This is a genomic window from Ralstonia sp. SA306 (assembly GCF_054792405.1).
This window is the reverse complement of sequence record NZ_CP096451.1, coordinates 822,252-841,696: the sequence shown is the minus strand read 5'-3', so window position 1 is coordinate 841,696 and position 19,445 is coordinate 822,252. Positions and strand designations below refer to the sequence as shown.

At 63.0% G+C, this 19,445-nt stretch carries 16 protein-coding genes and 1 tRNA gene; 5 read left to right on the top strand and 12 right to left on the bottom strand.

The window, feature by feature from the left end; translation table 11 throughout:
- Positions 1-522: 522 nt before the first annotated feature.
- Both M1D44_RS03990 and rpoD read right to left on the bottom strand, forming a co-directional pair.
- A tRNA-Ile gene (locus tag M1D44_RS03990) sits at positions 523-610 on the bottom strand.
- Between the two features lie 108 nt (positions 611-718).
- The gene (gene rpoD / locus M1D44_RS03985) at positions 719-3,043 is read right to left on the bottom strand and encodes an RNA polymerase sigma factor RpoD (RefSeq protein WP_235193145.1); all 2,325 of its coding nucleotides are present in this window, start codon (positions 3,041-3,043) and stop codon (positions 719-721) included.
- On the opposite strand from rpoD, the gene M1D44_RS03980 reads away from it, so the two are divergent.
- Entirely contained in the window at positions 3,036-3,416 is a 381-nt protein-coding gene (locus M1D44_RS03980; protein WP_235193144.1) for a hypothetical protein, read from the top strand. The genes rpoD and M1D44_RS03980 overlap by 8 nt on opposite strands.
- A 108-nt stretch (positions 3,417-3,524) precedes the next feature.
- Here the strand turns inward: M1D44_RS03980 and dnaG are convergent, their stop codons facing one another.
- The 3 genes from dnaG to M1D44_RS03965 all read right to left on the bottom strand — a co-directional run bounded on the left by dnaG (position 3,525) and on the right by M1D44_RS03965 (position 7,182).
- Positions 3,525-5,336 (bottom strand): DNA primase, encoded by a 1,812-nt coding sequence (dnaG, locus tag M1D44_RS03975; protein ID WP_316853164.1) that lies wholly within the window; start codon positions 5,334-5,336, stop codon positions 3,525-3,527.
- Positions 5,337-5,376: 40 nt separating this feature from the next.
- Positions 5,377-5,826, bottom strand: coding sequence for a GatB/YqeY domain-containing protein (locus tag M1D44_RS03970; protein WP_024975160.1), 450 nt, complete (start codon positions 5,824-5,826; stop codon positions 5,377-5,379).
- Between the two features lie 132 nt (positions 5,827-5,958).
- Positions 5,959-7,182 carry a BaiN/RdsA family NAD(P)/FAD-dependent oxidoreductase gene (locus tag M1D44_RS03965; RefSeq protein WP_316853163.1) on the bottom strand — a complete coding sequence of 408 codons (1,224 nt, stop codon included), beginning with the start codon at positions 7,180-7,182 and terminating at the stop codon, positions 5,959-5,961.
- Between the two features lie 95 nt (positions 7,183-7,277).
- On the opposite strand from M1D44_RS03965, the gene tsaD reads away from it, so the two are divergent.
- Positions 7,278-8,321, top strand: a complete 1,044-nt coding sequence (tsaD, locus tag M1D44_RS03960) for a tRNA (adenosine(37)-N6)-threonylcarbamoyltransferase complex transferase subunit TsaD (protein ID WP_024975158.1) — start codon at positions 7,278-7,280, stop codon at positions 8,319-8,321.
- 47 nt (positions 8,322-8,368) lie between these two features.
- On the opposite strand, the gene folE2 is transcribed toward tsaD, so the two are convergent.
- From folE2 to M1D44_RS03940, 4 genes are all read right to left on the bottom strand, one after another.
- Positions 8,369-9,175: a GTP cyclohydrolase FolE2 gene (folE2, locus tag M1D44_RS03955; RefSeq protein ID WP_024975157.1), complete on the bottom strand. Its 807-nt coding sequence runs from the start codon at positions 9,173-9,175 to the stop codon at positions 8,369-8,371.
- A gap of 251 nt (positions 9,176-9,426) precedes the next feature.
- Positions 9,427-11,337 carry a 1-deoxy-D-xylulose-5-phosphate synthase gene (dxs, locus tag M1D44_RS03950; RefSeq protein WP_024975156.1) on the bottom strand — a complete coding sequence of 637 codons (1,911 nt, stop codon included), beginning with the start codon at positions 11,335-11,337 and terminating at the stop codon, positions 9,427-9,429.
- Positions 11,338-11,393: 56 nt separating this feature from the next.
- Positions 11,394-12,293 (bottom strand): polyprenyl synthetase family protein, encoded by a 900-nt coding sequence (locus tag M1D44_RS03945; RefSeq protein WP_024975155.1) that lies wholly within the window; start codon positions 12,291-12,293, stop codon positions 11,394-11,396.
- Positions 12,290-12,577: an exodeoxyribonuclease VII small subunit gene (locus M1D44_RS03940; protein WP_024975154.1), complete on the bottom strand. Its 288-nt coding sequence runs from the start codon at positions 12,575-12,577 to the stop codon at positions 12,290-12,292. The genes M1D44_RS03945 and M1D44_RS03940 overlap by 4 nt, the downstream gene beginning before the upstream one ends.
- A gap of 414 nt (positions 12,578-12,991) precedes the next feature.
- On the opposite strand from M1D44_RS03940, the gene M1D44_RS03935 reads away from it, so the two are divergent.
- The 3 genes from M1D44_RS03935 to M1D44_RS03925 all read left to right on the top strand — a co-directional run bounded on the left by M1D44_RS03935 (position 12,992) and on the right by M1D44_RS03925 (position 16,088).
- Positions 12,992-14,089, top strand: coding sequence for an aromatic ring-hydroxylating oxygenase subunit alpha (locus M1D44_RS03935; protein ID WP_024975153.1), 1,098 nt, complete (start codon positions 12,992-12,994; stop codon positions 14,087-14,089).
- Between the two features lie 100 nt (positions 14,090-14,189).
- Complete coding sequence (locus tag M1D44_RS03930) at positions 14,190-15,179, top strand: DMT family transporter (RefSeq protein WP_024975152.1); 990 nt, start codon at positions 14,190-14,192, stop codon at positions 15,177-15,179.
- Between the two features lie 21 nt (positions 15,180-15,200).
- Entirely contained in the window at positions 15,201-16,088 is an 888-nt protein-coding gene (locus tag M1D44_RS03925; RefSeq protein ID WP_024975151.1) for a sulfurtransferase, read from the top strand.
- Positions 16,089-16,158: 70 nt separating this feature from the next.
- Here M1D44_RS03925 and M1D44_RS03920 read toward each other — a convergent pair whose 3' ends face one another.
- The 3 genes from M1D44_RS03920 to M1D44_RS03910 all read right to left on the bottom strand — a co-directional run bounded on the left by M1D44_RS03920 (position 16,159) and on the right by M1D44_RS03910 (position 19,435).
- Positions 16,159-16,965, bottom strand: coding sequence for a ZIP family metal transporter (locus M1D44_RS03920; RefSeq protein WP_024975150.1), 807 nt, complete (start codon positions 16,963-16,965; stop codon positions 16,159-16,161).
- A gap of 148 nt (positions 16,966-17,113) precedes the next feature.
- Entirely contained in the window at positions 17,114-17,992 is an 879-nt protein-coding gene (locus M1D44_RS03915; RefSeq protein WP_024975149.1) for a dienelactone hydrolase family protein, read from the bottom strand.
- A gap of 108 nt (positions 17,993-18,100) precedes the next feature.
- Positions 18,101-19,435 carry an NAD(P)/FAD-dependent oxidoreductase gene (locus tag M1D44_RS03910; RefSeq protein ID WP_316853162.1) on the bottom strand — a complete coding sequence of 445 codons (1,335 nt, stop codon included), beginning with the start codon at positions 19,433-19,435 and terminating at the stop codon, positions 18,101-18,103.
- Between the last annotated feature and the right edge of the window lie 10 nt (positions 19,436-19,445).

Genomic DNA, 19,445 nt, shown 5'->3' with positions numbered 1-19,445 from the left:
AGAACAATCGAGGTAATGCTGCTAGCGTGGACGAGCCTCGCCACCGCTGCTGCAGTGACGACGATGGCGAAGACGCGCGGGGGCACGCGCAGAAGCGGAATGTCGGAAGGGCCCGTTTTGAATGCGTAACATCCTGTGTCTCCGAAGGATACGCTACTGGCTATTTACTTATCGTTATGGCCGAAACTATGGTCTGCCCAGGGTATGAAGTAAATAGAGATTTCATTCAAAACAGCGGCTGCAATCCCCCGCGCAAGCAGGCGCGGCGCGGTTTGACAGCTTTTCAAACGAGGGAATGAAACCGTTTCGTTTGAAGCGTTTTAAACTCCCCCCTCCGGTCGGGGGGAATGCCAACGCAATGCGGTGTTATTCAATTATTTCGAAATGAATATATTTCGCCAAGACTCACTGGGGTAGCAAAATACGATCCCGCGACAATAACGCAAGCAAGGCGAGAGAAAGCTGCCAGATAAAATCGGCATGCAAACGCGGATGAAGGGAAAAAGGCGGGAGAGGAAAAGATGGTGGGCCGGGTGGGATTCGAACCCACGGTGTCCTTTCGGAGGCGGATTATGAGTCCGCTGCCTGCAACCAGCACGGCGTCCGGCCCTGTGAAACGGGAAAAAAAGAGACCCGGCGCTTAGGCCGGGCCTGGAGCGGGATTTTACCTGAAAGTGGGCGCGAGCCCACTCGGAAAATCGCCTGCTTCGCTACAGAATCAGCTGCCCTCGAGGAAGCTCTTCAGCTTGTCGGAACGGCTCGGATGGCGCAGCTTGCGCAGTGCCTTCGCCTCGATCTGACGGATACGCTCGCGGGTCACGTCGAACTGCTTGCCGACTTCTTCCAGCGTGTGGTCGGTGCTCATTTCGATACCGAAGCGCATGCGCAGCACCTTGGCTTCGCGCGGCGTCAGCGAATCGAGCACGTCCTTCACCACGCCGCGCATGGAGCCATGCAGCGCCGCTTCGGCCGGGGCGAGCGTGTTCGTGTCCTCGATGAAATCGCCCAGATGGGAGTCGTCGTCGTCACCGATCGGCGTTTCCATGGAGATCGGCTCCTTCGCGATCTTCATGATCTTGCGGATCTTGTCTTCCGGCATCTCCATCTTCTCGGCCAGCGTTGCCGGATCCGGCTCGTTGCCGGTTTCCTGCAGGATCTGACGCGAGATACGGTTCATCTTGTTGATCGTCTCGATCATGTGCACCGGAATACGGATGGTGCGCGCCTGGTCGGCGATCGAACGCGTGATGGCCTGACGGATCCACCACGTGGCGTACGTCGAGAACTTGTAGCCGCGACGGTATTCGAACTTGTCCACTGCCTTCATCAGGCCGATGTTGCCTTCCTGGATCAGGTCGAGGAACTGCAGACCGCGGTTCGTGTACTTCTTGGCGATCGAGATCACCAGACGCAGGTTGGCCTCGGTCATTTCACGCTTGGCCTCACGGGCGCGGCGCTCGCCTTCCGACATCTTGCGGTTGACGTCCTTCAGTTCGGTCAGCGGCAGCACCACGCGCGCCTGCAGGTCGATCAACTTTTGCTGCAGTTCGTGCACGGCCGGCACATTACGCTCGACGATGGTGCTGTACGGCTTACCGTCAGCCACCACGGTCTCGATCCACTTCAGGTTGGTCTCGTTGCCCGGGAAGCGCGCAACGAAATCGCCGCGCGGCATGCCACACTTGTCGACCACGATGTTCAGGATGGCGCGCTCGAGCTTGCGCACTTCGTCCACCTGGCCGCGCAGCGTGTCGCACAGGCGCTCGACGTTGCGTGCCGTGAAGCGGATCGTCATCAGCTCGGCCTGGATGGCTTCCTGTGCCTTCACGTAAGGCTTGGACTTGTAGCCTTCCTTCTCGAAAGCACGACGCATCTTGTCGAACTGCTCGCCGATCACACCAAACTTGACCAGCGCGGCCTGCTTGAGCTCTTCGAGTTGACGGGCCGAGGCTGCGGCAGCGCCAGCACCTTCATCGTCCTCGTCTTCCTCTTCGTCGCCCTCTTCTGCGGCCTCCTCTTCTTCGAATTCCTCTTCTTCCTCAGCAGCAGCGGCTGCATCGGCTTCAGCGTTCGGGTCGATCAAGCCATCGATGTACTCGTCGATCTTGGCTTCGTCGTTGGCAACGCGCTCGCCCATGGCGAGGATTTCGGAGATGGTCACCGGGCACGCCGAGATCGCCATGACCATGTCCTTCAGGCCGGCTTCGATGCGCTTGGCGATCACAATTTCGCCTTCGCGCGTCAGCAGCTCGACCGTGCCCATTTCGCGCATGTACATGCGCACCGGGTCGGTCGTGCGGCCGAATTCGGAGTCAACCGTCGACAGCGCGGCTTCAGCTTCTTCTTCAGCCTCTTCTTCCGTGGTCACCGAAGGTGCGTTGTCGTTCAGGAGCAGCGTTTCAGCGTCCGGCGCCTGCTCATACACGGCAACGCCGATGTCGTTGAGCGTGGCAACCAACGTTTCCAGCGACTCCACGTCGACCATGTCGTCGGGGAGATGGTCATTGATTTCAGCGTAGGTCAGGTAGCCGCGCGATTTGCCCAGCTTGATCAGCGCCTTGAGCTTCTGGCGGCGGGCCTCGAGCTCTTCTTCCGAACCGCCTTGCTGCGAGGCAGCGAATTCCTTGAGCAGGGCTTTTTCCTTGGCCTTGCGGTCACGGGCCTTCAGCTTTTCGGTTTTCGGTGCCGGAGCGGCGGGGGTGTCAAATTCTTCAGTCACGTCCGTGCTGCTGTCGTCGTCTGCCTGCGTCTCTGCCTTGGGCTTGCGGCCGCGCTTCTTGGGCTCGGCTGCTGCCTCGGCGCGGGGCGCAGGAGGAGTTGTGGGGGTGGCCTCTGCCTGGGCGGTGCGCTTGGTGTCTTCCGCGGTTGCCTTAGCTGGCTTGGCTGCGGTGCTGGTACGAGCGGTACCCGTCTTGGTTGCGCTTGCGCTGGCAGTGGTCTGCTTGCTCTCGACTTCGGTAACTTTCGATTTCGCCACGGTGGTTGTCTTGCCCTTGAGTGCGACGGAAGCGGCTGTGCCGCCAGGTCTGGCGCTCGTGCTCATCGACGTCGAGACCTTGCCTGAGGTTGAAGATTGGATCGCGCCCTTTGTGCGCGCTGTCGGTTTGACAGTCTTGGCTGCGACGGCGATATCGGCGGTCTGGCGCGGCTGGGTTTTCCCCGTCTCTGCCGGCGCAGTGGCCTTCACCCCTGTCGATGCTGCCTGCCCCATATGGGTCCGACCATTCGCGACTTTCGCCGTTCCCGCTGGTGTCTTTCCTCCTCCGGAGCCGCGCGCCGATGAGGATCGCTTGGCAGAAACAGAAGCAGGACTGGCCTTGGAACCGGCCTTCGCGGAGGTCTTCACCTTCACCATGGGCACGCTCACTCCCCCAAAAATGGGAAAAAGGACTTGCAATCCAAACCGGCTATTCTAGCACGCCAGACCAAGCCGGTCTAAACGAAAATCGGGTTTTCGCCTGAAAAATCAAGGGGCTACCCGCAATTGCCCGCCCCGCTTGGAGCTTGGCTCTGCGGCTTATGCGCTACACGAGCTGCCGACGGCGGCTGATTTCGCCCACCAACCAGCGCATGCGCTCCTTGTCTTCGTCGCCAGCATGGCCGGCTTCCATCTTGCGCTGTAACAGCTCCAGCTCGCGCTTAAGTGGCTCGGCGAGCATCTTTTGTACGGCGGTATCAAATTCGGAAATGGCCGGCTCCAGTTCGATGTCGTCCTGAAGCACGGCGGTACGCAGCCCGGCAAAGGCTTCGGCATAGGGAGTCTGGCCCAGACGCTCGACAAAGGCCCCAAAGTGCACCTCTGGACCCACGGCATCGCATTCGGCCAGCAACCCTGCCAAGATCTCACTTTGGGGCAATTGGGGCGCAGTCAACTGGGTGCGGGCATCGGTGTCGAGCCGTGCCGCCAGCGCGGGATAGCGCATCAGCAAGCGCAGCACCTTCTGCTCCAGCGCCGTGGGTGCAGTGCGCGCCACGCGGGGCCGCTTCTGCGTCATGCGTCCCGCTTGGGCCGGGTCACTGCGAAGGCCACACAGCGCTTCGATGTCGGCAGGCGTGGTACCGGTCATGTCGGCCAGGCCGCGCACGATCTGCAGGCGCAGGCCGCCGGCGGGCATGGCACTCAGCAGCGGCTTGGCTTCGTATTGCGCGCGGGCACGTCCCTCCGGTTGACGGAGGTCGAGACCCTCGGTCACGGCCTGCAGCAGAAAGCGCGACAGCGGCATGGCGTTGTGCACTTCACGGGCAAAGGCTTCGGTGCCCTCTTCGCGCACGAAACTGTCCGGATCGTGCTCGGAGGGCAAAAAGAGGAACTTGATGGTCTTGTTGTCGGTGGCGTGCGGCAGGCAGGCTTCGAGCGCACGGCGTGCAGCCCGGCGCCCCGCACCGTCCCCGTCAAACGAAAAGATGACGGTATCGACCTGCCGCAGCAGCTTCTGCACGTGGATCGGTGTACAGGCCGTGCCCAGCGTCGCCACCGCATTGGCAAACCCGAGCTGCGCCAGCGCGACGACGTCCATATAGCCCTCCACGACCAGCACATAGTCGAACTCGCGGATGGCGTTGCGCGCCTCGAACAGGCCGTACAGCTCGGTTCCCTTGCTGAACAGCGGCGTTTCGGGGGAGTTGAGATATTTCGGTTCGCCCTGTCCTAGTACCCGGCCACCGAAGCCGATCACCACGCCCTTGGTATTGCGGATGGGGAACATGATGCGATCGCGAAAGCGGTCGTACCGGCGGTGCGAGCCATCGGCGCTGGTCTTTTCGCTTTCGATGACGAGCCCGGCTTCGATGAGCGGTGCTGCGGTGGCGTCTTCGCGATACGGACCGAACACGGCTTCGAGCGATTGCCAATCGTCAGGCGCATAGCCGAGGCCGAAGTGCGCAGCAATCTCGCCGGTCAGGCCGCGGCCTTTGAGGTATTGGATGGCGTTGGGTGCGCTGCGCAATTGCTTGCGGTAGTGCTCGCAGGCGCGGGCCATGACGTCACCCAGCGCGACGGTCTTGGCTTGCTGCTCGGCGCGGGCGGCGGGCGGCAAGCCACCGCGCTCTTCAGGTACCACCATGCCGACGGACTGCGCGAGGTCCTTGATGGCCTCGACGTACGACTGCCCGGAAAACTCCATCAGGAAACCGATGGCCGAGCCGTGCGCGCCGCAGCCGAAGCAGTGATAGAACTGCTTGGTGGGCGACACCGAGAACGACGGCGACTTCTCGTTATGGAAGGGGCATAACCCCATGAAGTTGGCGCCGCCCTTCTTCAACTGCACGTAACGGCCCACCACGTCGACGATATCGACGCGGTTGAGCAGGTCGTCAATGAACGGCTGCGGGATCACGCGGGGTGCGCCCCTTGGATGCTGCGAATGTGGTGGGAATTCAGGCGCCGGCCAGGGCGGCCTTCACGCGTGCCGAGACTTGCGTCATGTCGGCGCGGCCGGCCAGGGCCGGCTTCAGGATGCCCATCACCTTGCCCATGTCTTGCGGGCCAGTTGCACCAGCCTTGGCCACGGCGTCACGCACCGCGGCGTCAACTTCGGCTTCCGACAGTTGCGCGGGCATATAGACCTGCAGCACGGCCACCTCCGCCGTTTCCTTGGCGACGAGATCGTCACGGCCGGCTTGCTCGAATGCGGTGATGGAATCCTTGCGCTGCTTGAGCATCTTGTCGATCACAGCCAGCACGGCGGCGTCATCCAGTTCGATGCGCTCGTCCACCTCGCGCTGCTTGATGGCAGCCTGCAACAGACGGATCGTGCCCAGACGATCTGTTTCCTTGGCGCGCATGGCGGCCTTCATGTCTTCCGTGATCTGTGCCTTGAGGGACAACTGCGACATTCCGAACTCCGATAAACGGCAAAACCCGCTCGGACGGCTGGTCCAGCGGGTTGCAAACTTTGAAAAATGGATCACTGATCGTAGCACAGAACCCAAACAGTTCCAGGACCGTTCCGTGGGGGATCAGCGGGCGGAGGCTGCCTCCCCCGCCGCCACGGCCGAGGCCCACGCCCACTGGAAGTTATAGCCGCCAAGCCAGCCCGTCACGTCGACCACCTCGCCGATGAAGTACAGGCCGGGTACGGATTGCGCCTCCATGGTGGCGGAGGACAGCGCCCGCGTATCGACCCCACCGCGCGTCACTTCGGCCTTGCGATAGCCCTCACTGCCGGAAGGCATCAGCTCCCAGCGGTTGAGCGCGCCGCCCAGCACGCGCAGCACCTTGTCCGGCAACTCGGCAATCGGCGCCTGCGGGTTGGCGCCGTGCGTGGCGCACCACGCCTGCGCGACGCGTTCCGGCAAGCGCTGCGCCAGCACCGTCCCGAGCTGCTTGCGTGAGCCCAACTTCTCATCGCACAGCCATTGCGCGGCGTCAGCGTCCGGCAGCAGATCGATGACAAGCGGCTGACCTGCATTCCAGAAGCTGGAGATCTGCAGCACCGCTGGGCCGGACAACCCGCGATGGGTAAGCAGCAAGTCTTCGCGGAACGTCGTGGCGCCGCCCTTGCGACCGCCCTTGCCCGCAGGCTGCTCAACGGTCACATCCACTTCCATCGACACACCGGACAACACCGAGAACGGCGCCCAATGCTCGGCATTGAAGGTGAGCGGCACCAGCGCCGGATGCGTCTCAACGATCTTCAACCCAAACTGCCGTGCAATGCGATACCCAAAATCCGTCGCGCCGATCTTGGGGATGGACAGGCCGCCCGTGGCGATCACCACCTTATTGGCGACGATCTCGCCCGCGCTGGTCGACAGGCGATAGGCCTCGCCGTCCTTGCCGATTTCAGCGATGGAGCAACCGGTTCGCCAGGTCACATTGCCCCGCTCGCATTCCGTTTCGAGCATACGGATGATGTCTTCGGCGCTGTCGTCGCAGAAGAGCTGGCCTTTGTGCTTCTCGTGATACGGGATGCGGTAGCTGGAAACGAGGCTGATGAAGTCCTGGGCCGTGTACCGCGCCAGCGCCGAACGGCTGAAATGCGGGTTGTTCGACAGGTAGTTGGCCGGCCCCGCGTTGACGTTCGTGAAGTTGCAGCGCCCACCGCCGGAGATGCGAATCTTTTCGGCCAGTTTCGTCGCGTGATCGATCAGCACAACGCGGGCGCCGCGCTGCCCGGCCACCGCCGCGCACATCATTCCGGCCGCGCCCGCGCCGATCACCGCTACATCGCACCGCATCATGATGGCTGCGCCGCCCTATTCTTGAAGAAACCGCGCATTTTAACTTGTGCTATCTTCGGCGGCCTTCCCATTGCAATTCCTCACTCCCGCTTGCCATGCTGGTCCTCGGCATCGAATCCTCCTGTGACGAAACCGGCGTCGCCCTGTACGACACGGCGGCTGGCCTGCGCGCGCATGCGCTGTATTCGCAGATCGCCATGCACCGCGAATATGGCGGTGTGGTGCCCGAGCTGGCCTCGCGCGATCACATCCGCCGCGTGATTCCCCTGCTGGAAGAGGTGCTCGGCAAGGCCGGCGCCACGCGCGCGGACATCGATGCCATTGCCTATACAAAAGGCCCGGGGCTGGCCGGCGCGCTGCTGGTGGGCGCTTCGGTGGCGAATGCGCTGGCGTTTGCGCTCGGCAAACCGCTGGTGGGCGTGCATCACCTGGAGGGGCATCTGCTTTCGCCCCTGCTGGAGGCAGACCGGCCTGAGTTTCCGTTCCTGGCGCTGCTCGTCTCGGGCGGGCATACGCAGCTGATGCGCGTTGATGCCGTCGGCCAGTACACGCTGCTTGGAGAGACGCTCGACGACGCCGCGGGCGAAGCCTTCGACAAGACCGCCAAGCTGCTCGGCCTCGGCTATCCGGGCGGCCCGGCCGTGTCGCGCCTGGCCGAATTCGGCAACCCGGGCGTATTCGACCTGCCTCGGCCGATGCTCCATTCGGGCAACTTCGATTTCTCGTTCGCGGGCCTCAAGACCGCGGTGCTCACGCAAGTGCGCAAGCTCAACCTGACCGACAGCGAGACCTGCTACCAGCCGCGCGCCGACCTTGCCCGCGCGTTTGTCGACGCCATCGTCGAAGTGCTCGTCAAGAAGACGCTGCGCGCGGCACGCGAACATGGCCTCAAGCGCATTGTCGTGGCGGGTGGCGTGGGCGCCAACCGCCAGTTGCGCGATGGCCTGAACGCCGAGGGCAAAAAGCGCGGCCTGCGCGTCTATTACCCCGACCTGCAGTTCTGCACCGACAACGGCGCGATGATCGCTTTTGCCGGCGCAATGCGGCTGCAGGCTGACCCCACCCAGGTGCAGGACGGCTACGGCTACGGCGTTACACCACGCTGGGACCTCGAAGACATCCGTATCCAGCAAGCATGAAAAAAAGCCGCTCGGTGGAGCGGCTTTTTCTTTGGACGCAGCGTCGATCACTTATCGGTGCGCTTGTCGCGCTCGATCAGCGCATAGGCGCTGTGGTTGTGGATCGACTCGAAATTCTCAGCTTCCAGCGTGTAGGCGACGATGCGGTCGTCCTGGTTCAGGCGCATGGCGATATCGCGCACAAGGTCTTCCACGAACTTGGGGTTTTCGTATGCACGCTCGGTCACGAACTTCTCGTCCGGGCGCTTGAGCAGGCCCCACAGTTCGCACGATGCTTCTTCTTCGGCCATGCGAATGAGCGATTCGACCGGCGTATCGGCGGCCAGCTCGGCGTCGATCGTGATGTGCGAGCGCTGGTTGTGCGCGCCGTACTGCGAGATCTTCTTCGAGCACGGGCACAGACTCGTCACGGGCACCAGCGCCTTGACGCGGACCTTGGTGTGGCCGTCGCGCACTTCGCCAATCATCGTCACTTCATAGTCCATCAGCGACTGCACGCCCGACACCGGGGCGGTCTTGCTGACGAAATACGGGAAGTGGACTTCGATGCGGCCGGCGTCGGCTTCGAGCTTCTCCAGCATCTTTTCCAGCAGCAACTGGAACTGCGCCAGATTCAGCGGCTCGCGCTCTTCTTCGAGCAGCGCGACGAAGCGCGACATGTGCGTGCCCTTCTGGTCGGCCGGAAGATGCACATCGAGGTTGTACGTGCCGACGGTGTTCTGCACGCCCGAGGGGGTCTGCAGCGACATCGGGTAACGCACGCCGCGCACGCCAACGCGCTGAATGGGGATCTGGCGGGTATCGTGGCTGGACTGCACGTCCGGCATCGCGAAAGCTGGGTTCATATCGTTCATGATCGGTTTCCTTTACGGTCGCCCGGCCATCGCAGTCGGCCGGCACGCAACGAGTGTGAAACCGCGGAACCTGGCTGACGGTGACCACCCCTCAAGTGATCGAATCGGCCAATCCCGCGACTGCGCACACAATTCACAAATAAGACTGGCGGAGTGTAAAAGAAATTTCCTACCTCTGCAGTCAACTACTCATACCCGTGGATGCAATACGGGTGATTGATTCTGCCTATGAGTCGAAAGCCAAAGGTGACTCAGGCGACGCGCGGGGCTGCAGCGCGCGGTTGTACGGCAAAACGCTCACGGATGGAGGCGAGGATGCCGTTGGCATCCAGCCCGCATTGCGCCAGTAGCGCAGCGTGATCGCCGTGGTCGACAAAGCGGTCGGGCAGGCCGAGCTGCATTACCGGCGTAGCGACACCTGCGGCAGCCAGCGCTTCCAGGCAGGCGCTGCCTGCACCGCCCATCATGCAGCCTTCCTCCACGGTGACCACGTAATCGTGCGTGCGGGCCATTTCCAGCACGCAGGCCACATCGAGCGGCTTGACGAAGCGCATGTTGACGACGGTCGCGTCCAAACGCTCAGCCGCTGCCGAAGCCGGGGCAACCATTGAACCAAACGCCAGAATCGCCACGCGCTGGCCTGCCGGAGCCGTGGAAGCGCGACGCACTTCAGCCTTGCCCAACGGCAGCGGCTCCAGCGTCGGCTGCACCGCCACGCCCGTGCCGGCACCACGCGGATAGCGCACTGCTGTCGGGCAGTCCTGCGCGAACGCGGTGCTCAACAGCTGGCGGCATTCGTTCTCGTCGGCCGGCGTCATCACCATCATGTTGGGGATACAACGCAGGTAGGCAATGTCATAAGCCCCTGCGTGCGTGGCGCCGTCTGCACCGACCAGACCGGCGCGGTCCAGCGCAAACACCACCGGCAGGTTCTGCAGTGCGACGTCGTGGATCAACTGGTCATAGCCGCGCTGCAGGAACGTCGAATAGATGGCAACAACAGGCTTCAACCCCTCGCACGCCAAGCCGCCTGCAAAGGTGACGGCGTGCTGCTCGGCGATGCCGACGTCGTAATAGCGATCCGGAAAGCGCTGCTCGAACTCCACCATCCCGGAGCCTTCGCGCATGGCCGGCGTGATACCCACCAGCCGCTTGTCGGCCGCCGCCATATCGCACAGCCATTGGCCGAACACTTGTGTGTAAGTCACCTTTGCCGGGCGCCCGGAAGGTTTGATGCCCTCTTGCGGATTGAACTTGCCCGGGCCGTGATAAAGGATCGGATCAGCCTCGGCCAGCTTGTAGCCCTGGCCCTTCTTGGTGACGACGTGGAGGAACTGCGGGCCACCGCCTTCGCGCGCACGCTGGCGGATGTTCTGCAGCGTCGGCACGAGCGATTCGAGATCATGTCCGTCGATCGGGCCGATGTAGTTGAAGCCGAACTCCTCGAACATCGTGGCCGGCACGAACATGCCTTTGGTGTGTTCCTCGAAGCGCTTGGCAAACTCGAGCACCGGCGGCGCCACCGACAGCAGCTTCTCAACGCCTTTCTTGGTGGCCGCGTAGAACTGCCCGCTCATGAGGCGCGCCAGATAGCGGTTCAACGCCCCCACCGGCGGCGAGATCGACATGTCGTTGTCGTTCAGCACGACCACCAGCGGCAGGTCTTTATAGACGCCCGCGTTGTTCATCGCCTCGAAGGCCATGCCGGCGCTCATCGCTCCGTCGCCAATCACGGCAATGGCGACGCGGTCTTCGCCCTTGGTCTTGGCGCCCAGGGCCATGCCCAGCGCAGCCGAAATCGACGTGGACGAGTGCGCGGTGCCGAAGGTGTCATACGGGCTCTCGCTGCGGCGCGGGAAGCCTGAGATGCCGTCCAACTGGCGCAGCGAGCCCATCTGGTCACGGCGGCCAGTCAGAATCTTGTGCGGATAGCTCTGGTGACCGACGTCCCACACGATGCGGTCTTCCGGCGTGTTGAAGACGTAGTGCAGCGCGATGGTCAGTTCGACCGTGCCCAGATTCGACGACAGGTGCCCGCCCGTTTGAGAGACGGAATCGAGCACGAAGGCGCGCAGCTCGTTGGCCAGCGGCCCGAGTTGGCGGCGGTCCAGTCGGCGCAGGTCGGCCGGATCGTCGATGGTGTTCAGAAGTTCGTACGTCATGTGGGACCGCCGCTCAGGCGTTTTGGCAAAGACTTCTACCGTCTATGCAATGTTGTTCAGTGGCCACGCCGCACGATCAGGTCGGCCATTTCGACCAATCGATCAGTACGGGCTTTGCCCAGTTCGCGGGCAAGTTGCTTGACCGCCGCACCCGCTGCGGCATGCAGCTCGTCGGCCAGCGCCCTGGCCTTGTCCAGCCCGAGGATGGACACGTAGGTCGGCTTGTCGTTGGCCTCGTCCTTGCCGGCGGTTTTGCCCAGCGTGGCGGTATCGGCGGTCACATCGAGGATGTCATCGACCACCTGGAACGCAAGACCGACCGCGCCCGCATAGGCATCAACCTGCTCCAACGCAGCGGCATTCACGCCAGCACAGAGCGCGCCCATCCGCAGACTCGCCCGCAGCAACGCACCGGTCTTCATGCGGTGCATTGCCTCCAATTCATCCTGCGACAGCGCTATGCCGACGCTTTGCAGATCAATCGCCTGACCGCCCGCCATGCCGAGCGAACCGGAAGCGCGTGCCAATTCAGCCACCAGCACTGCCCGCGTCGCCGGGCTCACCGCGCCCAACTCAGCCAGCACAATGAACGCCTGTGTCTGCAAGGCATCACCCACCAGCAGGGCCGTCGCTTCATCATAGGCGCGATGCACGGTGGGGCGGCCGCGGCGCAGGTCGTCGTCGTCCATGCACGGCATATCGTCGTGAACGAGCGAATAGGCGTGGATCATCTCCACCGCGCAGCTCACTCCGTCGAGTGCCTCAGCCGAGGCGTCACCCAGCGCACCAGCGGCGTGCGCCAGCAATGGGCGTACACGCTTGCCTGCACCCAGCGTGGCGTAACGCATGGCGGCATGCAGACGTTGCGGCGAGACGGTTTCGGCCGGCAGCGCGCGCTCAAGCGCGCCTTCCGTCCGCGCAACGACGGACGCCATCCATTGGGCGAAATCACTCATGCATCGCCCTGCTCGTTCGCGCTGCTGTCGTCGGCTAACGGCTTCAGGGCATCGCCATCAAGCACACGTACCTGCTGCTCGACGCGCTCCAGCACCTGCTGGCAGTACTTGACCAGCTCCGCCCCGCGTCGATACGCCGCAAGCGAGGCTTCCAGCGGCAATTCACCGGATTCCATGCTGGCGACGAGGGTTTCGAGTTCCGCCATGGCCGCTTCATAGGAAGCCGGCGTAGCGGAGGGAGTGGCGGACGCGCTGCTGGAGGCGTCGTTTGAGGCACGGGGCATGCCGATTGCGAATCAGAAAAGGACAATCTGGCATTTTACGGCAATTCCGCGTGCGTTCCGCGCACATCCCACAAGGCACGGGACAGCGGTCTGCGCTGGCAAGGCGGGGCATCGTCAGCCTGACGGTCGGGCGGCTGGAAGCGGAAAGGGTTCGAAAATCAGGGACTTATCAATTTCCCTGGGGTACAATCCCCCCCTTTCCTCCAAAGGCCGGGCCGGTGTACGCCGCTCCGCACGATGGTTTGGGTCTGTTGGCCCATTGAACGTATGGTCGTTGGCCCAAGCGGGGGCCAGCAAGCGCTCGTTTCCTACCTCAACAGACCCTAGGCCACCTGCCGATGGCGTCCTTTCCCAAATCGATCTTGTCGATGGTTGGGTTGTTCACTGCTTTCACCGTTATTGGGAGTGGGGATAATGTCCAATCTCAGCGCCGCACTGAATCTAGTGCCGTCTGAAACCCAGCTGCCCGTCTCTGCTTACTTCGACGAGGCGCTGTATCAAACTGAAATCGAACGTCTGTTCAAACATGGCCCCGGTTACGTCGGCCATGAGCTGATGGTCCCGGAAGTTGGCGACTATCACACGCTTGCCGCCGAGGCCGAAGGCCGCGTGCTGGTGCGCAATCCGAACGGCGTCGAACTGCTCTCCAATGTGTGCCGGCATCGGCAGGCAATCATGCTCAATGGGCGCGGCAACGCCCAGAACATCGTTTGCCCGCTGCATCGCTGGACATACGACCTGCAGGGCGACCTGCTGGGCGCACCGCACTTCGAGAAGCAACCATGCGTGCATCTGTCGCGCTCGCCGCTGCAGAACTGGAACGGTCTGCTGTTCGAGGGTAAGCGTGACGTGCGCGAAGACCTTGCGCGCCTGGGCGTGGCGCGTGATCTCGATTTTTCCGGCTACATGCTCGACCACGTCGAGGTGCACGACTGCAACTACAACTGGAAGACCTTCATCGAGGTGTACCTCGAGGACTACCACGTCGTGCCCTTCCACCCAGGCCTGGGCCAATTCGTCTCGTGCGACGACCTGGAATGGGAGTTTGGTGAGTGGCACAGCGTGCAGACGGTCGGCATTCACGCCAATTTGCGCAAACCCGGCACGCCGGCTTACCAGAAGTGGCATGACGCCGTGCTCCGCTTCAACAACGGCGAGATGCCGAAGTACGGCGCAGTGTGGCTCACGTACTACCCGAACGTGATGGTCGAGTGGTATCCGAACGTGCTGGTAGTCTCGACACTGCATCCGATGGGCCCGACCAAGACGCGCAACGTGGTCGAGTTCTACTATCCGGAAGAAATCGTGCTGTTTGAGCGCGAATTCGTTGAAGCCGAGCGCGCTGCCTACATGGAAACGTGCATCGAGGACGACGAGATTGCCGAGCGCATGGACGCCGGGCGCCTGGCGCTGCTCAAGCGCGGCACGAGCGAAGTCGGCCCGTACCAGTCGCCCATGGAGGACGGCATGCAGCATTTCCACGAGTGGTATCGGCGCGTGATGGACTACTAGGCGACGACTGAAGGTAGGCATCCGCCGCCTTCCGCGTCACAATAGGAACGGTGCAGCCCTCACAGGCCGCACCGTTTTTTTTCGCCCTCGTCCTCTCACCATGCCTGCCGACACTGCAACCGCTGCTCAGACTGCCGCCCAGACGGCCGAGAGCTCCTCTCGCCAATCGCTGTGGATGATCCTCGCCGCATTCGCCTTCTCGGCGATGGGCGTGTGCGTAAAACTGGCCTCGGCGCATTACAGCACCGGCGAGATCGTGTTCTACCGCAGCATCATCGGCGTCGTGCTGATGGGCACGATCCTCCAACGCTCGGGGCAAGGCGTACGCACGCCGTACTTCCTGTCGCATATCAAGCGCAGCGTGTTCGGGGTGACTTCGCTGCTGCTGTGGTTCACATCCATCAGCCTGCTGCCGCTGGCGACCGCGATGACGTTGAACTACATGTCGCCGGTGTGGATTGCGCTCATCATTGGCGCAGGTGCAGCGCTGGCGGGCAAGCCCGGTGGTGCTGACCGGCGCATGGTGGTGGCCATCGTTATGTCGTTCGTGGGGGTGATCTGCCTGCTGCAACCGAGCGTGGGCGGATCGCAGCTTGCGCTGGCCGGCGGCATGATCGGGCTCGTCTCCGGCGTGTTCACGGCCCTCGCCTATGTGGAGGTCCGTCAACTGGGCGACCTGGGTGAGAACGAAGCACGCATCGTGTTCTATTTTTCGTTGCTGAGCGCAATTGCCGGCGGTGTGTGGATGCTCATCGGCGGTGCACAGCCTCACACATGGTCTGGCGCGGGCCTCTTACTGGCTGTGGGTCTCTTGGCGACCCTCGGCCAGACGTCCATGACCCGCGCCTACAAGCGCGGTAACACGCTGCTGACTGCTAACCTGCAATACACCGGCATCGTCTTTGCGAGTGGGTGGGGTATGTTGCTGTGGAATGACCACTTGAACGCGCTGTCGTGGGCGGGCATGGCACTCATCATCGGCAGCGGCATCGTGACGACCGTCATGCGCGCCCGTCAGTCGGGCACCGAGCATCCGACGCCGCAGACAGCCGTGTCCGGCCCGGAAGCCGAGATTCACCCGGAAGTTTGATCGACCCTGGAGATTGCCGCCATGAGCGAACGCGCTCACTACGCCACCCTCATCACCGCACCGCAACTGGCCGCACTGCAGCACAGCGCGCCCGAAGCGGTGGTCGTCATTGACTGCAGTTTTGACCTCGCCGACCCTGCCGCTGGGCGTGATGCATACCACGCCAGCCATGTGCCCGGCGCGTTCTACATGCACCTCGACAACGAACTGTCGGGCCCGAAAACCGGCACCAACGGCCGCCACCCGCTGCCCGATGCAGAAGCGCTGGTTGCGCGCCTGCAGGCGCTCGGCGTCAACGACGACACACAAGTCGTCGCGTATGACCGCCAGGGCAGCATGTACGCCGCGCGCCTGTGGTGGCTGCTGCGCTGGGTCGGCCATGCCGATGCGGCCGTGCTAGATGGTGGCCTGCAGGCCTGGGAAGCTGCGCACTTCCCTGTCGACCAGATCGTGCCCGAAGAACCGCAGCTCAACGCCACGCCCGGCAACATCACGCGCAAGCCCTCGCTCGTACAGATGGTGACTGCGGATATCGTGCAGAAATACCTGGGCCACGCCGACAAGCCCGTCGTCGATGCCCGCGCCCCCGACCGCTACCGTGGCGAGAACGAAACGCTGGATCCCGTCGGCGGGCACATACCGGGTGCACGCAACCGTTTCTTCCGCGACAACCTGCAGCCCGATGGCACTTTCAAGCCTGCCGAACAATTGCGCGCCGACTTTACCGGCGTGCTGGCCGGTGCCCGGCCGCAAGATGCGACGCTGCAATGTGGCTCCGGCGTGACGGCCTGCCACAACGCATTGGCCATGGAGATTGCCGGCCTGACGGGCGCGGCGCTCTACGCCGGCTCATGGAGCGAGTGGTGCAGCGACCCATCGCGCCCCGTGGTAACCGGGCCGAATCCGTAATCTGCAAATCTGGTGCACAGCAAAAAGCCCGGCATCGACCGGGCTTTTTTCTTGAAGCGAATGCGGCACCTCAGTGCGCGTGACCGTGCAGACCTTCGGTCAGCAGAAAGATCATTGCGATGCCCGCCGCAATCAAAGCGACCTGCACCGCCGATTCCTGCCAGCGCGGCCGGCGCTTCATCTGCGGCATCAGATCGCACACGGCGATGTAAATGAAGCTGCTCGACGCCACCACCAGCACGTATGGAATCCACGACGTCAGGCGGTCCAGCAGGTAATAGCCGAGCACCGCGCCCACCAGCGCGCAAACACTGCAGAGCAGGTTGTAGACAAAGGCGCGCGTCTTGGAAAATCCGGCGTTGAGCAGCACCATGAAATCGCCAATCTCTTGCGGAATCTCGTGTGCGGCAATCGCCAGCGCGGTGACGATGCCAACCTTGGTGTCCGCCAGGAACGCCGCGGCAATGACGATGCCGTCCGAAAAGTTATGCAGGCCATCGCCCACCAGGATCATCAGGCCGCTGCGGCCCGCTTCCTGCCGGTCATGGCCGTGGTGATGGCCGTGACCATCGCCCTCGTGGTGGTGTGAATGGCGGATCAGCGAGATCTTTTCCAGCAGGAAGAAACCCAGCAGCCCGGCCAGCAACGTGGCGAACAATGCATGCGTGTTGGGCTCGATGCCGCGATGCACTTCGAACGCCTCCGGCAACGAATGCAGCAACGACGTGGCCAGCAGCACGCCCACCGAAAAACTGACCATCCGATCGACCATGCGCGACAGCACCGTCAATGACAGCACGGCGGCGCCTGCCATGCTGCCGATGCCAGACAGCGCGGTGGCCAAGAGAATGCCTAACAGGGTGGTATCGAAGGTCATGCAGGGGCGACGCAGCGGGAGCCAATAAACGCAACAGAGTTGCAAGAAGGGCGAATTGTATGCCGCTTTATCGACCTTTGCCAGCGCAGCCAAAAGAAAAAGCCCGAGGTAGTTACTGGGGGCCTTTCGTGTTCGACGCGTTGAGGTGCTAAACCACGCCGTGATCCCTGAACCAGGCGAGGCACTTCTTCCAGCCATCTTCCGCGTCGGCTTTCACATAGCTCGGACGGTAATCGGCGTGAAACGCATGGCCGGAATTCGGGTACACGATGATGCGCGACGCGTGTGCCTTAGGGTTCTTGGATTTTTCCAACGCGGTTTTCATCGTGTCGCGCACATCTTCCGTGATCACGGTGTCCTTCGCGCCGTAGAGGCCCAGCACGGGCGCCTTCAACTCGTCGACGTTGTCGATTGGCGAAACCGGTTGCAGCGGATTCGGATTGCCCTTCAGCGGCCCGTACCACACCACTGCAGCCTTGATGCTGGGATTGCGCTCCGCGGCAAACCAGACCTGACGCCCGCCCCAGCAGAAACCGGTGATGCCGATACGCGCTGCGTCGCCACCGTTCTCCTTGGCCCAGGCGATCGTCGCGTCGATATCGCCCGCCACCTGGGAATCCGGCACCTTGGAGACCACGTTGGCGACGGTTTCCTGGACCGTGCCATAGGCACGCGGGTCGCCCTGGCGCACAAACAACTCAGGCGCGATCGCCAGATAACCCACCTTTGCAAGGCGCCGGCAGATATCGGCAATGTATTCGTGTACGCCAAAGATTTCGCTGACGACGATGACTACCGGCAGCTTCGTCTTGCCCTCTGGCTGAGCGCGATAGACCGGCATCTTGAAATCGCCCACGGGCACGATCACCTCGCCCGCCGTCAGCCCATTGAAATCGGTATGGATAGTCTGCGCCGACACCGGTAGCACCGCCGCCGCAAAGGCCGAGCCCAGCGCTGTCTTCATGAAGCCGCGACGGTCAAAGCTGCGGCCGGGTACCAGGCTCTCCACTTCTGCATCTAGCTGCATCGCACTCTCCTCGCGCCCACGGGCGGCTACGGTGAACGAAGCGGCTAGTCTACCGAAGCGGATGCATTGCTGCCGAGCCAGGCATCCGGTGCGAGCACAAGGAACCGCCTAGTGCAGCTTGACCCGCGGATTCGTCTTGCTGCGCAGCCAGTGCATGACCGTATCCACCGACATGCGCACCCAACCGTGCAGTGCCAGAACGTGCATGCGATATAGCGACGTGTACATCAGCCGCGCCATCAGGCCTTCGATGAACATCGATCCGCCGATCAGCCCGCCCATCAGGCTGCCGACCGCGCTGAAATGGCCGAGCGACACCAGCGAACCAAGATCCTTGAACGCGAACGGCTGGACCGGCTTGCCATCCATGCGCTTGCGCAGCGCGTCGAACAGATAGGTGGCCTGCTGATGCGCGGCCTGCGCACGCGGCGGCACGCTGGTCGACGCCTCGGGCCACGGGCAGCTTGCGCAATCGCCAAAGGCGTAGATTGAATCGTCGCCTTCCACCTGCAGCGTGCGCGAGACGACAATCTGACCCAGCCTGTTCACCGGCAGCCCCAACTCGCCCAGCACCGACGGTGCACGGATGCCTGCCGCCCACACAGTCAGATCCGCCGGAATCGACTTGCCGCTGGCCGTGTTGACGGCGCTGGCGGTGACTTCCGTCACACGTTCGCTGGTGATGACATTCACGTCGAGCTTGTGCAGCAGCTTGGTGGTCGCAGCCGAAATACGCTCCTTGAGCACCGGCAAAATGCGCGGGCCGCCCTCGATCAAATGGATGCGGATGTCGTGGCGCGGGTCCAACTTGTGCAGCCCATAAGCGGCCAACACGTGGGCGGTATTGCGCAACTCTGCCGACAGTTCCACGCCCGTGGCACCCGCACCGACGATGGCGATGTCCACCTGCGGCCGAGCATCGCCCATGCCGTTCTGTGCGCGCATGCACGCTGCGATGAGCCTGCGGCGGAAGCGCTCGGCCTGCCATGCGGTGTCGAGGGCGATGGCGTGCTCGGCCGTGCCCGGCACGCCGAAGAAATGCGTCACGCTACCGATGGACAGCACCAGCGTGTCGTACGAAATGGCGCGCTCGGGCAGCACCTCGGTGCCGTCAGCGTCAACGCATCCGGACACAATGATGGATTTGGCGACGCGATCGAGGCCCTTCAGCTCGCCCTGCTGGAATTCGAAGCCGTGCCAGCGCGCCTGTGCAGCGTATTCGAGCTGATGGGTGTTCGGATCCATGCTGCCGGCGGCGACTTCATGCAGCAGCGGTTTCCAGATGTGTGTGGGGTTACGGTCGACCAGAATCACCTGGGCTGCGCCGCGCTTGCCGAGCTTGTCGCCCAGCCGCGTTGCGAGTTCCAACCCGCCAGCGCCCCCGCCGACCACCACAATGCGCGGCCCGTTCGCCCCGCCTGCGCCATCCGTCTGCCCTGCCATGTGCCTCTCC